The sequence below is a fragment of the Polynucleobacter sp. UK-Gri1-W3 genome, assembly GCF_018881595.1.
In the GTDB taxonomy this organism is placed as follows: Bacteria; Pseudomonadota; Gammaproteobacteria; order Burkholderiales; family Burkholderiaceae; genus Polynucleobacter.
Genome location: NZ_JACVQA010000002.1, coordinates 244,210 through 256,533, shown reverse-complemented (window position 1 = coordinate 256,533; position 12,324 = coordinate 244,210). Strand labels below are relative to the sequence as shown.

At 44.6% G+C, this 12,324-nt stretch carries 13 protein-coding genes; 8 read left to right on the top strand and 5 right to left on the bottom strand.

What is annotated here, in order from left to right; all coding sequences use genetic code 11:
- Positions 1-123 precede the first annotated feature (123 nt).
- From ICN36_RS04000 to ICN36_RS03975, 6 genes are all read left to right on the top strand, one after another.
- The gene (locus ICN36_RS04000; protein ID WP_216227099.1) at positions 124-1,749 is read left to right on the top strand and encodes a GMC family oxidoreductase; all 1,626 of its coding nucleotides are present in this window, start codon (positions 124-126) and stop codon (positions 1,747-1,749) included.
- A 22-nt stretch (positions 1,750-1,771) separates the two neighbouring features.
- Positions 1,772-2,659: an EamA family transporter gene (locus tag ICN36_RS03995; RefSeq protein ID WP_216227154.1), complete on the top strand. Its 888-nt coding sequence runs from the start codon at positions 1,772-1,774 to the stop codon at positions 2,657-2,659.
- Between the two features lie 134 nt (positions 2,660-2,793).
- Positions 2,794-3,978, top strand: a complete 1,185-nt coding sequence (locus ICN36_RS03990) for an ABC transporter substrate-binding protein (RefSeq protein WP_216227098.1) — start codon at positions 2,794-2,796, stop codon at positions 3,976-3,978.
- A gap of 139 nt (positions 3,979-4,117) precedes the next feature.
- A complete protein-coding gene (locus tag ICN36_RS03985; RefSeq protein WP_216227097.1) occupies positions 4,118-4,996 on the top strand; it encodes a branched-chain amino acid ABC transporter permease in 879 nt (292 codons plus the stop codon).
- 2 nt (positions 4,997-4,998) lie between these two features.
- The gene (locus tag ICN36_RS03980; protein WP_216227153.1) at positions 4,999-6,927 is read left to right on the top strand and encodes an ATP-binding cassette domain-containing protein; all 1,929 of its coding nucleotides are present in this window, start codon (positions 4,999-5,001) and stop codon (positions 6,925-6,927) included.
- 30 nt (positions 6,928-6,957) lie between these two features.
- Complete coding sequence (locus ICN36_RS03975; RefSeq protein WP_215348454.1) at positions 6,958-7,686, top strand: ABC transporter ATP-binding protein; 729 nt, start codon at positions 6,958-6,960, stop codon at positions 7,684-7,686.
- 80 nt (positions 7,687-7,766) lie between these two features.
- On the opposite strand, the gene ICN36_RS03970 is transcribed toward ICN36_RS03975, so the two are convergent.
- On the bottom strand, positions 7,767-8,267 hold the full coding sequence (locus tag ICN36_RS03970) for a hypothetical protein (RefSeq protein ID WP_216227096.1): 501 nt from the start codon (positions 8,265-8,267) through the stop codon (positions 7,767-7,769).
- Between the two features lie 59 nt (positions 8,268-8,326).
- Positions 8,327-9,148 (bottom strand): sulfite exporter TauE/SafE family protein, encoded by an 822-nt coding sequence (locus tag ICN36_RS03965; RefSeq protein ID WP_216227095.1) that lies wholly within the window; start codon positions 9,146-9,148, stop codon positions 8,327-8,329.
- A 90-nt stretch (positions 9,149-9,238) separates the two neighbouring features.
- On the opposite strand from ICN36_RS03965, the gene ICN36_RS03960 reads away from it, so the two are divergent.
- The gene (locus tag ICN36_RS03960) at positions 9,239-10,111 is read left to right on the top strand and encodes an MBL fold metallo-hydrolase (RefSeq protein ID WP_216227094.1); all 873 of its coding nucleotides are present in this window, start codon (positions 9,239-9,241) and stop codon (positions 10,109-10,111) included.
- A 1-nt stretch (position 10,112) separates the two neighbouring features.
- Complete coding sequence (locus tag ICN36_RS03955) at positions 10,113-10,424, top strand: metalloregulator ArsR/SmtB family transcription factor (RefSeq protein ID WP_216227093.1); 312 nt, start codon at positions 10,113-10,115, stop codon at positions 10,422-10,424.
- 82 nt (positions 10,425-10,506) lie between these two features.
- Here ICN36_RS03955 and ICN36_RS03950 read toward each other — a convergent pair whose 3' ends face one another.
- The 3 genes from ICN36_RS03950 to ICN36_RS03940 are packed head-to-tail and all read right to left on the bottom strand — an operon-like array spanning position 10,507 to position 12,322.
- Positions 10,507-10,932, bottom strand: coding sequence for a hypothetical protein (locus ICN36_RS03950; protein WP_216227092.1), 426 nt, complete (start codon positions 10,930-10,932; stop codon positions 10,507-10,509).
- The gene (locus ICN36_RS03945; RefSeq protein ID WP_216227091.1) at positions 10,929-11,750 is read right to left on the bottom strand and encodes an FAD:protein FMN transferase; all 822 of its coding nucleotides are present in this window, start codon (positions 11,748-11,750) and stop codon (positions 10,929-10,931) included. The genes ICN36_RS03950 and ICN36_RS03945 overlap by 4 nt, the downstream gene beginning before the upstream one ends.
- Positions 11,747-12,322, bottom strand: coding sequence for an FMN-binding protein (locus ICN36_RS03940; protein ID WP_255531225.1), 576 nt, complete (start codon positions 12,320-12,322; stop codon positions 11,747-11,749). Before ICN36_RS03940 ends, ICN36_RS03945 begins: the two co-directional genes overlap by 4 nt.
- Positions 12,323-12,324 lie beyond the last annotated feature (2 nt).

Below are 12,324 nucleotides of genomic sequence, written 5' to 3'. Positions count from 1 at the left end.
CATTTTAGACTGCTATTTGCAGCGCCTATAGGGATGCCTAATTTGCAAGATTGGTAAATAATAGGCGCTCAGGGCGAGGAATCCTGCGAACCATTGAATAACGCCTTATTAGACGCATACAACATGACTCAAGCAAATATTTACGACTACATCATTATTGGGGCAGGCAGTGCCGGCTGCATGTTGGCAAAGCGTTTAACTGAAAATCCCAACAAGAATGTCTTGTTGATTGAAGCTGGCAAAAACGACAACTACATCTGGATCCATATTCCAGTTGGATACTTGTATTGCATTGATAACCCAAGGGCGGATTGGCGCTTTAAAACGGCTTCTGAAAAAGGCTTGAATGGTCGCTCGTTGTTGTATCCCCGTGGGCGCGTTTTAGGTGGGTGCTCGTCGATTAATGGCATGATTTATATGCGCGGCCAGGCGGGTGATTATGAGTCTTGGGTGCAGGCAACTGGTGATGAGTCTTGGTCTTGGGAAAACGCACTGAAGCGCTACAAATCATTTGAGGATTACCACAGCGCTGCAAATGAGTGGCATGGCAAAAGTGGTGAGTGGACTGTTTCTAAGCAGCGCTTACGTTGGCCCATCATGGACCGATTTAAGGATGCTGCAGTTCAGGCAGGCATTCCGGCTTCAGAGGACTTCAATTGCGGTGACAACTTTGGAGTCGGTTACTTCGATGTGAGCCAACGTGCTGGTTGGCGCTTAAATACTTCCAAAGCTTTTTTAAGGGATGCTGCCAAGCGTAGCAATCTCACTGTGATTACTGAAGCCATAGTGACTAAACTCAAAATTGATCCTGTTACTAAAAATTGTCTTGGGGTTGAGTATTTAAAGAATGGGATTGCTGGCGAAGCGCTTTGTGCAATCGAGCAGGGTGGTGAAGTATTGCTCAGTGCTGGTGCAATTGGTAGCGTGCAAATTCTAGAGCGCTCCGGTGTTGGAGCGTCTGCACATTTAAAGCAATTGGGCATCCCCGTCATTGCTGATCTCCCTGGAGTTGGTGAGAATCTCCAAGACCATCTTCAGTTACGCATGGTTTATAAGGTGAATGGTATTAAGACCTTAAATACCAAAGCCAATACTCTTTGGGGCAAGATGATGATTGGCTTGGAGTATGTGCTCAAGCGTTCCGGACCAATGTCGATGGCACCATCACAACTCGGTGCATTTGCCTTTAGTTCACCAGAACAAAAACGCGCCAATGTGGAATATCACGTACAACCTTTGTCATTAGAAAAGTTTGGTGAAGACTTACATTCGTTTAATGCATTTACTGCGAGTGTCTGTAACTTGCGTCCGACTTCGCGCGGTAGTGTGCACATCAACTCAATTAACCCAGAAGCGCCACCAGTAATTAGCCCCAATTATTTATCAACAGATGAAGACCGTAAGGTAGCAGCAGAATCTTTGCGCCTTACTCGCAAGATTGTGGAACAGGCTGCGTTGGGACCATACACGCCAGAAGAATATAAGCCTGGTGCGCAATATCAAACTGATGCGCAATTAATCAAAGCGGCTGGTGATATAGGAACCACCATCTTTCATCCAGTTGGCACTTGCAAAATGGGTCGTGATGACGACCCCATGGCAGTGCTTGACTCAGAATTACGCGTGAAGGGTATTCATCATCTTCGCGTAGTGGATGCCTCAGCCATGCCAACAATTACCTCGGGTAATACCGCAGCACCTACGATGATGATTGCGCAGCGTGTCGCAGAATTGCTGACGAGTGCCTAAGACTTCGCAGAAGGTTTACTCGCTGCCAGCCAGTCATTTATTGCTGGCACTCGCTATCGTGGCAGTGTGGGGCACGAACTTTGTAGTGATCAAGTTATCGCTTGGCGCATTTCCACCATTTTTATTTGCTGCTCTTCGCTACACCTTTGCCTTTTTGCCTTTAGTGTTTTTTATGCCCAGACCTAAAGTGTCTTGGGTCAATTTGTGTGTATATGGCTTAGCAGTAGGGGTAGGGCAGTTCGGCATTTTGTATTTTGCAATTGACGGTCGCATCTCTCCAGGCCTAGCTTCGCTAGTCATCCAGACGCAGGTATTTTTTACCATCGGCTTTGCAATGTTTTTTGCCAAAGAGCGATTACGTACTTATCAAACGCTTGCAGTACTGGTAGCTATGACTGGTTTAGGAATTATTGCGCTGCACACTGATGCAAGTACTACCTTCCTCGGTTTGGCACTGGTGGTATTTACAGGTTTTTCTTGGGGTGTGGCAAATACAGTCAGTCGCAGGGCAGGTTCTATCAACATGCTTTCCTATGTGGTTTGGGCCAGCGCTTTTGCAATTCCACCTTTATTTGCCATTTCCTTTCTGTTTGAGGGTGGATGGGAGCACATGAATACCTCATTAACCTCAGCGCCTGTAGGGGCATGGGCTGGAGTTCTTTGGCAGTCTTGGGCAAACACCATCTTTGGATACTCGGCTTGGGCCTGGCTACTTTCTAAGCATCCCGCGGCTGTAGTGGCCCCTGCACCCCTATTGGTGCCTATCTTTGGCATGGGGGCAGCCGCTTATTTCTTGGCTGAGCCCTTGCCGCTATGGAAGATCTTGGCGGCAGGCCTGGTCATTGTCGGATTGGTTATTAACCTCTTTTGGCCAAATATTGAACGCAGCCTTAAGAGGCGGCTTTCCTAAGTCCTTGAGGCTAATGTAAAACCCTAATACAAAGCTCTTTTTTTGCCTTTGTATTAACAGTAAGATAACTGTTCATTGTGTTTTACCTATAAAAAAGTATTTATTCATTAGCAATTTTTAGTCATGGAGACTTTATGAACATTCGTCGTCACATTTTTGCAGTAGCAGCTACTGCAATGCTCTCAACCGGTGCTTATGCTGCCGATATCAAGCTTGGTGTTGCAGGTCCATTTACTGGTGGTTCATCCTCAATGGGTGTCAGTATGCGTGACGGTGTTCGCCTTGCTGCAAAAGAAATTAATGCTGCTGGTGGTATCAACGGCAACAAAATCGTTTTGGTTGAGCGCGATGATGAAGCGAAAAACGAGCGCGGAGTACAAATTGCACAAGAATTGATTAACAACGAAAAGGTAGTTGCTACTTTGGGTTACATCAACACTGGTGTTGCATTGGCTTCACAACGCTTCTATCAGGAAGCAAAGATTCCGGTATTTAACAACGTTGCTACTGGCTCTTTAATTACTCATCAGTTCCCAAATGCCGCTGAAAACTATGTTTTCCGTAATGCTGCTGCTGACAATATTCAAGCACCAATGATCGCTAAAGAAGCGGTTGAGAAGCGTGGCTTGAAAAAAGTAGCCATTTTGGCTGACTCAACAAACTACGGCCAGTTAGGCCGCGAGGACTTAGAGAAGGCATTGAAAGGTTACGGCGTAACTCCAGTTGCAACTGAAAAGTTCAATATCGGTGACGTTGATATGACTTCACAATTGCTCAAGGCAAAGAACGCTGGTGCAGATGTAGTTTTGACATACGCAATTGGACCTGAGTTGGCACAAATTGCTAACGGTATGGCGAAGTTGGGTTGGAAAAAACCAATGATTGGCAGCTGGACATTGTCTATGGCTAGCTTTATTGATACAGCAGGTAAAAATGGTGATGGCGCAACAATGCCTGAGACTTTCATTCAACAGCCTGCAACAACTCCAAAGCGCAAAGCTTTCGTTGATGCTTACTTGAAAGACTTCAAACCTAAGAATGGCATCATTGCTTCTCCGGTTTCTGCTGCTCAAGGATATGACTCTGTTTATTTGCTGGCTGCCGCTATCAAGCAGGCAAACAGCACAGAGGGACCAAAGATTTTGGCGGCATTGCAAGATCTGAAGACTCCTGTTGAAGGCGTTGTGATTACTTATAACAAGCCATTCACTGCAACAGACCATGAAGCCATCAAGTCAAAAGACGTAGTGATGGGTGTAGTTGAAAGTGGCCGTGTTCAATTCTTGAATGCTGAGGACGCTACAGCGAAAAAGAAGTAATTTAAGTTCTAGGGCAGGCAATCTAAATCTATTTTGCACTGCAGCATTAGATAAAACAAAACGCCGCCCACAAGCGGCGTTTTGCTTACAATGTTGGATTCGTTAATAAAACAGTTTTTAGAATATTTAGGCCAATAACATGGACATGTTTGCACAAATCCTCTCGAGCGGTATCGCGGTGGGGATGATCTACGCGGTCATCGCCTTCGGTTTCCAGCTCACTTTTGCCACATCTGGCACCTTGAACTTCGGTCAAGGTGAAGCTTTGATGCTTGGCGCTTTGGTAGGTTTAACCTGCGTTGACACTTTTGGCATGAACTACTGGGTAATGATTCCTGTAGTTTGTTTATTCGGCATGATCCAAGGTAGCTTCGTTGAGTTAATTGGTGTGCGTCCTGCAATCAAGATTAAATCCGAATTTGGTTGGATTATGTCCACCATTGCACTCGGTATTATTTTCAAGAATGTAGCTGAAAACATCTGGGGACGCGATGCATTGCCCTTCCCATCACCATTGCCAATGGAGCCAATGAATTTCTTGGGCGCAAATATTCTCCCAATGGAAATTTTGGTTGTAGTTGGTGCATTGGTCATGATGTTGTTGGTGGAGTTCTTTAACCGTAAAACGATTTACGGTAAAGCGGTTGTTGCTACTGCAAACGACCGCGATGCAGCTGGCCTCATGGGCATCAACACTAGCGTAGTCATTACATTCTCTTATGCGCTTTCTTCTTTGACAGCAGCGTTCGCAGGTGTGTTGATTGCACCTCTAACCTTAACTGGTGCGACTATGGGCGGCGCCTTAGGTTTAAAGGCTTTTGCGGTTGCGATTATTGGCGGCTTGTCTAGCGGCCTCGGAATTATTGTTGGTGGTTTGATTCTGGGTATTGTTGAGACAGCAACTGGTTTCTATATTTCTACTGGTTACAAAGATGTTCCAGGTTTGATTTTGTTATTGCTTGTTTTGGCATACAAACCATCTGGTCTCTTCGGCAAATCTGCAATTAAGAAAGTTTAATGATGAAATTGAAGTCTCTATTACCCATATTAATTGCGATTGCGGGGCTATTCGTATTGCCCCTATTTATCCATAATCCTTATTACATTCACTTAGTTGAAACCATTCTGATCTACACCATTTTGTTATTTGGTTTGGATATTGTGGTGGGTTATGTAGGTCAGGTCTCTTTGGGGCACGCAGCCCTTTTTGGCATCGGTTCCTATACCGCGGGTGTTTTGTATTTCCACTTTGGCTTCCCAATTTGGATCAACATTCCAGCCTCCATTATTGTGACTGCGATCTTTGGTGGAATTTTGGCTTTGCCAGCACTGAAGGTAATTGGACCTTACTTGGCGATGGTGACCTTGGCGTTCGGTACGATCGCCCAGATTCTGATTAACGAAATGACTTGGTTGACTGAAGGTCCTTTGGGGATCAAGATTCCTAAGCCTGAGTTGATGGGTGTGCCAATGACCAAAGCAGAGTATTTCTGGTTGGTTTCCATTGTTTTGATTATTTCCCTCATCGTAGTTGACCGTTTTGTGAAGTCTCAAATCGGTCGTGCATTTGAAGCATTGCGCGATTCCCCAATTGCTTGTGACTGTATGGGTGTATCCGTGTATCGCTTTAAGGTGATTGCATTTGTGATTAGCGCTGGCTTTGCTGGTTTGGCTGGTTGCTTGTATGCCTACTCAGAGCAATATATTTCACCAAACACCTATAACAATGAATTGGCTGTTCTGTTCTTGCTCGGCATCATCATGGGCGGACGTAAGTCACGTTTAGGCGCGGTGATTGGCGCTGCCATCATTGTGTTGTTGCCAAAACTACTGGACGATATCTTCTTGTTCCGCATTGTTGCTTCGATTATTGCAATCGTTGTAGTAGCGGGTGCTGCTATGGCCTTGTCTAAGCAGGCAACCACCCCAAGACGTGTTGCAGTTCCTATTGCGGGTGTTGTTGGCTTGGCTGCATTCTCATTCTGGCTCAATAGCATCTCTGACTGGCGCTTGAGTATTTTTGGCTTCATGATTTTGTTAGTGGTTTACTACTTGCAAAACGGTATCGTTGGCTTTACTAAGACCTTCTACCAAACTATCGTTGGTAAAGCTAAAACCACTCGTGGTGGTGATGCTGAAGCGGTGGATGATTCCATCAGCTTTATTAGCACGGTTGCCAATCAAAATACCGGTACTGAACTCCTCAAAGTGGACTCTGTATTGATGCAGTTTGGCGGCTTGAAAGCTTTGAACAACGTTGATCTGAGTATCAAGCGCGGCACTATTCATGGTTTGATCGGCCCTAACGGTTCCGGTAAGAGCACCATGATGAACGTGTTGACTGGTATTTACGTACCCACAGCGGGTAACGTGTTGTACGCTGGTGAAAGCGTGGTTGGTAAGACTTCTTCTGACATTGCCCTATCCGGTATTGCACGTACCTTCCAAAACGTTCAGCTCTTCGGTGAGATGACAGCGATCCAAAATATTTTGGTTGGTCTGCATCACACCTTTAAGTCAAACATGGTGGAAATTGCATTGCATTTGCCACGCTATAAGAAAGAAGAAGCTGAAGCACATGCTCGTGCAATGGCTTTGCTTAAATTCGTTGGTCTTGATGATTTGGCGAATGAAGAAGCTCGTAACTTGCCATATGGTAAGCAGCGTTTGCTTGAAATTGCTCGTGCCTTGGCATTAGATCCTGAGTTACTCTTGTTAGATGAGCCAGCTGCAGGTTTGACAGCTCCTGACATTAAAGAGCTCTTGCGCATTATTCGTAAGATCCGCGATAGCGGTATTACCTTCATCCTGATTGAGCATCACATGGATGTGGTGATGTCAGTTTGCGATACCGTTTCTGTATTGGACTTCGGTCAGAAGATTGCAGAAGGTAAACCAGCTGAAGTTCAGGCAGACGAGAAGGTGATTCATGCCTACTTGGGTACTTAATCACTAGAACATATTGAATCGGTAAATACCATGTTATCTATTAAGAATCTTGAAGCAGGCTACGGCAAAGTAAAAGTCCTCCATGGCATCAATATTGATGTTCCTAAAGGGCAGGTAATTACTTTGATTGGCTCAAACGGTGCTGGTAAAACCACCACCATGCGCGCTATTACTGGCATGATTAAGCCAACGGCTGGCGAAGTCACCTTGGGCGGCGAAAAAATTGATGGTTACGACTCTCATAAAATCGCACGTTTGGGTTTAGCCCACAGTCCTGAAGGTCGCCGTGTGTTTACAACAATGTCTGTAACTGACAATCTGTTGCTTGGCGCATTTCCACGCTTTACAGGTAGCCGTCCTAAAGGCGACATCAAGAACGATCTCGAGAAATCACTCGAAATGTTCCCACGCCTCAAAGAGCGTCGCAATCAGTTGGCCGGAACACTATCGGGTGGTGAGCAGCAGATGTTGGCCATGGCCCGTGCTGTGATGCTGAATCCTGAGATCATTCTCTTGGATGAGCCATCCATGGGTCTTGCACCAATCTTGGTTGAGGAAGTGTTTAAGATCATCTCTAACCTCAAGTCACAAGGCGTAACGATGTTGTTGGTTGAGCAGTTCGCTGCTGCAGCCTTGAATGTAGCGGATTACGGTTATGTACTTGAGAACGGTAAGATTGCTACACACGGACCTGCTGCTAAGCTCAAAGACGACCCAGCTGTGAAAGCAGCTTACTTAGGTGGTGCTGGTGGCCACTAAGTAGCGCATCAAGCAGATCACTAAACTGTAAGTAATAAAAAAGCCCTTAGTAATAAGGGCTTTTTCTATTTCAGTGCAACTTAATTTGAAATTAGCTTAATGGCCTCGCGGATCAGGAGTGCTCGGTAGCCCATATATATTGCTACCAAGGTAAATCCAAATAGAAAAAGCTTGGGAATCAGAGCGCCTTCGGCAACCAATTCGCTATTGAATAAGCCAATTGCTACTATAAAGAAGAATAGGGCGCCTAAGACCAGTACGATCCAATTTTCATTACTAGTGACTTGCTGTGTTTGATTGTTATAGGCAAGAACTTGAAAGGCACTATCTTTCAGATATCCCGACACGGTGATTTGATCGCCTTCAGCAATCTTCATTGGCATTGAAAACTTTGCTTCGATTGCTTTATCGCCCAAGTTAAATTTGGAGATAAAGAAGCGCTTGTAATAGACCGAGGAATGATCATGTGTAGGCTTTTCGGGATTAACGTATTCAAGTAACTCATTATTGAGATTGCTAACGGTCCCAGATATAGAGTTGATAGAGGTGGATAACAAAGAGCTAGATTTAGATATCGACATCAGTAGAGCTCCTAACATGATGAATACAAGAATATAGATAAAAGATGCCAATGGCCTTCTCATAGACTATTAACGCCTTTGAGAATGAGGCTGATAGCCACGACAAACGTCAATACAGAAAAAATTTGTTGCAATCTTGGCCCGCTGAGATTTTTACCAAATCCTCTGCCAATCAGTAAGCCGAGTAGGGCTCCTAATGCAAAAGGCGCTGCAATCACTAGGTCAAGATTTCCGGACATGGCAGAGAAAAGAGTGCCACCCCCCGCAATAATGGCAAGCACACCCAATGATGTAGCAACTATAGAGTTGATGGGTAAATCGGTATAGCGCTTGAGTGCTGGGACAATCACGAATCCACCACCAACGCCTAATAGCCCAGAAAGCAAGCCTGCCAATCCGCCGGAAAACATAAGGGCTCGTGCACAGGGAATGTTCCAAGCTAACTTCCCCCTGGAGGAATCAAGTAAACATGGAGGTGGAGGCTTTCCTTCAAAATCAGGTATGCCATGAATTTCTTTATACGCCTGCCTATAGAGGCGAATGGATACATAGAACAGTGTGCAGCTAAATAGAATTAATAGCGGAGCATTGGGAATGCGTTGTGATGCCCATAATCCTATTGGAGAAAGTATCAGCCCAAACATCGCCATAAATGCAGCAGCTTTGTACCGAAGAATCTTATTTCTTAGCCCTAACAAGGCGCCAACCCCTGCAGAGAGCGCAATTGCTGAGAGGGAAATTGGAGCTGCTTCCGCTACCGGCAAATGCAGGATAAAGACCAGTAAAGGAACTGATAGGATCCCGCCGCCAGCACCGGTTAGGCCCATTAATAAGCCCACAAAAAGACCTAAGCAGGGGCTGATGAAGATTGAGTAGTCCATTGCAATTAATTTTATATTAAGATAATATATAAAAATATATACCATTTACTCCTTTTAGGAATAAATGCGCTATTGCCAAGAAAGGTCTTTGTGAATCCAAGCCCTCATGCTGATGTTAAAGCATTCTTTGATCCAGAAACCTGGACTTTTACCTACGTCGTTTATTCGGGTAAGCAAAGCCCATGCGTAGTCATAGATTCAGTGATGAACTATGACCCTAAATCAGGTCGAACCTCCACAAAATCTGCTGATGAAGTCATTGGCTTTATAAAGAGTGAGCAATTACAGTTAACTTGGGTTTTAGAAACCCACGCTCATGCCGATCATCTAACAGCAGCTCCTTACATTCAAAGTCGGTTGGGTGGAAAGATTGTGATTGGGGATCACATCACTAGTGTACAAAACGTTTTTAAGAGTGTTTTTAATCTAGGTGATCAATTTGCCGTTGATGGCTCTCAATTTGATTATTTATTGCAAGATGGTGAATCGCTTACATTTGGAAACCTCTCCTTAAAAGCGCTGTATGCGCCAGGACATACTCCTGCTTGTATGGCTTATGAGATTGGCGACGCTTTATTTGTTGGAGATACTCTATTTATGCCTGATGTTGGGACAGCGCGTTGCGACTTTCCGGGGGGTAGCGCTCAGGCTTTGTATCGGTCTATTCAGAAAGTATTCAGTTATCCCGATGAGACAAGGTTATACATGTGCCATGACTACCCGCCCACTGAACGTGCTGCGGCTTACTGCACAACAGTTGGGGAGGAAAAGAAGTCCAATATTCATGTGCACACAGGCGTTAGCGAAGAGCAATTTGTGCAAATGCGCAATAAACGTGACGCTACCTTAGATATGCCCAATCTCATACTGCCATCTATTCAGGTTAATATTCGCGCAGGCCATCTTCCTGAGCCAGAGGCCAATGGCAAATCATATTTAAAAATTCCCTTGAACGCTCTTTAATATGACTATTACTAAATCAGAACTTAAAAAAATGCAGGCTTCTGCGGATGAGGCTTGCAAGCTAATGAAAGTTTTGTCTAATAGCGATCGAATGATGTTGTTATGTGAAATCGGGCAGGGTGAAAAATGCGTTAGTGAGCTTGAGGTTGCATTGGATTTGCATCAGCCAACGTTATCCCAGCAATTAACGGTATTACGGAAAGAGAAATTAGTGAAGACACGTAGGGAGGGAAAGCAAATTTATTATTCCCTGGCTAGCGAGGTTGCAGTAGCGGTAATGAGCTTGCTCTACAAATACTATTGCAAAAGGTAGTCATTCAAACATCATCATTTAAGTCATTTTTTAATAAAGTGAGTTCAATATGAATTGCATCAATGCCCTTTAGCTATGAGTACTAAAGACGATGGCTATTAATATCTAGCTTAGTAAATACATGCAGTATAAAAATGGCAAAAAATAGGAGGCCCACTATCCAGTGGGTGTCTATAACTGCATCCCTTATCTCTTGAGGACCGTAATACAGTAGGGCTCCAGAAATAAGTAGTACGGCAAGAAAACCCAACTGACTAAAACCACTCCACCACTGCTTTTTGGACTTGTAGCCCGCCTTGATATGAAAGGGCAGAACTGAGCCTATAGCTAAGGTAGCTAGTATTGCCGCAATTCCATGGGCTGCCAAGATGCTATGCGTACCAAGAGTCGATCTTTGAATTTGGAATTGATGACCTAGTAGATACATGAGGCCTGTAATGGAACAAGTCATTAGGCCGCAGATGACAAAAGTTCTTTGCCAGTTCGGCATCTTTCCAAGGCGACTCATGCTGCAATCCTCAGTGCTTGTGCCGAGAAACGACTAAAGCAGGGGTGATGCTCATCATTGGATAAAGCCAAAACCTTAGTGAGTGCATCTGCATAAACACACTCTTTAGCAAGAATTGAGAATGATCCCGAAACCTCGGCATGCACTTCAGAATAATGCTGAGCTAAGGGATTAATGATGTGACTCTTCTGATGATCTCTTTTTGCAAAGTAAAGACTACTCGTGGCAATAGCCCCATCTTTTAAGGATCCAATTTCAATTAACTCGTCAGGCGTCTCGGGATGGCGAATTTGAATGGGAAATGAGGTATTTCCGAATACCCGCATATCTCCACCAGCATTCACTGAGCCGGATGTGATGCCATCTGATATTAAGACTCTCACCGCCATATCCACTGCAAACCCTTTAGCAATTCCACCAAGATCTAGGCAGACTGGGCGCGAAGACTTTATCAAGTCAGGTGCTAAGAAGTGAATATCTTCAATTCCGCCAAGATCATGATTGGCAAAGGTAATATGTTGCGGCAATAAGCCTGCAGCAACTAAGCGATGACCGATACCGCAATTAAATAGGCCATCGGATTCAAGGTGAACCTCTTTCGCAATTCGAATCACTTGCGCAGTCCATGGATGAATTTCAACTGCTTGTATATGGGCGCGTTGATTGATTTCGCTGAGCTCACTTTTAGGGCTGTGAAATCCCATGAGGTCATGAACATGTTGAATAGCTGTAAAAGCATTATCAATAGCTATATGCCCATCTTCTTGGGTCACGGAGATTTCAACAAATGTTCCAAGGAGGGGTTTACAACGAATCATTTTGCTTTGGATATTTGAGCTGGAGCTATTGATGGGGGGCTATTCTTCAGAGCTAGGTCATATAAAACCGTTATCCGCTTCACACCATCGGTGAGATGCTTGCAGGATAGCGTGGCACCTCCAATATTTTGAATGTCTTGATTAAGCTTAATGGGATCAGATGCACTCTTGCCTACAAACTGTTTGCGCCATTGTGCTTCTGCTACTTCATATCCATAAGACTCAACGTATTCCAAAATCTCTATGCCAGCAACGCTGCCATTGGGGTTGATCGCAACAGCATAGGTAATCATTTCATGCTTTCCAACGACTTCATCAATAACTAGCCAGCTACCATCAGGCGCCTTCCAGATGCGATTACCTTGAAAGGGGTGCCGGATGCTAGAGGCGGAGCGCATCTTTTCTTGTAGATCATCTGTAATGATGATGGGATTTTTTGTGAGTGTTTTGTTGGGGAAAAGGATTTTTTGCGCCTGCTCAGTAGAAACATAAATTTTTGCATGGGCAATGATTGGTGCACTAATCATTGCTATACCAATAAGCGCTAAAGGGTTAGGTTTCCAGATCATCATTT

What these genes read in the sequence shown, in the direction of transcription:
- ICN36_RS04000 (WP_216227099.1), top strand. Translation starts at nt 124, where the DNA reads ATGACTCAAGCAAATATTTACGACTACATCATTATTGGGGCAGGCAGT.
- ICN36_RS03990 (WP_216227098.1), top strand. Translation starts at nt 2,794, where the DNA reads ATGAACATTCGTCGTCACATTTTTGCAGTAGCAGCTACTGCAATGCTC.
- ICN36_RS03985 (WP_216227097.1), top strand. Translation starts at nt 4,118, where the DNA reads ATGGACATGTTTGCACAAATCCTCTCGAGCGGTATCGCGGTGGGGATG.
- ICN36_RS03980 (WP_216227153.1), top strand. Translation starts at nt 4,999, where the DNA reads ATGAAATTGAAGTCTCTATTACCCATATTAATTGCGATTGCGGGGCTA.
- ICN36_RS03975 (WP_215348454.1), top strand. Translation starts at nt 6,958, where the DNA reads ATGTTATCTATTAAGAATCTTGAAGCAGGCTACGGCAAAGTAAAAGTC.
- ICN36_RS03970 (WP_216227096.1), bottom strand. Translation starts at nt 8,267, where the DNA reads ATGTCGATATCTAAATCTAGCTCTTTGTTATCCACCTCTATCAACTCT.
- ICN36_RS03965 (WP_216227095.1), bottom strand. Translation starts at nt 9,148, where the DNA reads ATGGACTACTCAATCTTCATCAGCCCCTGCTTAGGTCTTTTTGTGGGC.
- ICN36_RS03955 (WP_216227093.1), top strand. Translation starts at nt 10,113, where the DNA reads ATGACTATTACTAAATCAGAACTTAAAAAAATGCAGGCTTCTGCGGAT.
- ICN36_RS03950 (WP_216227092.1), bottom strand. Translation starts at nt 10,932, where the DNA reads ATGAGTCGCCTTGGAAAGATGCCGAACTGGCAAAGAACTTTTGTCATC.
- ICN36_RS03945 (WP_216227091.1), bottom strand. Translation starts at nt 11,750, where the DNA reads ATGATTCGTTGTAAACCCCTCCTTGGAACATTTGTTGAAATCTCCGTG.
- ICN36_RS03940 (WP_255531225.1), bottom strand. Translation starts at nt 12,322, where the DNA reads ATGATGATCTGGAAACCTAACCCTTTAGCGCTTATTGGTATAGCAATG.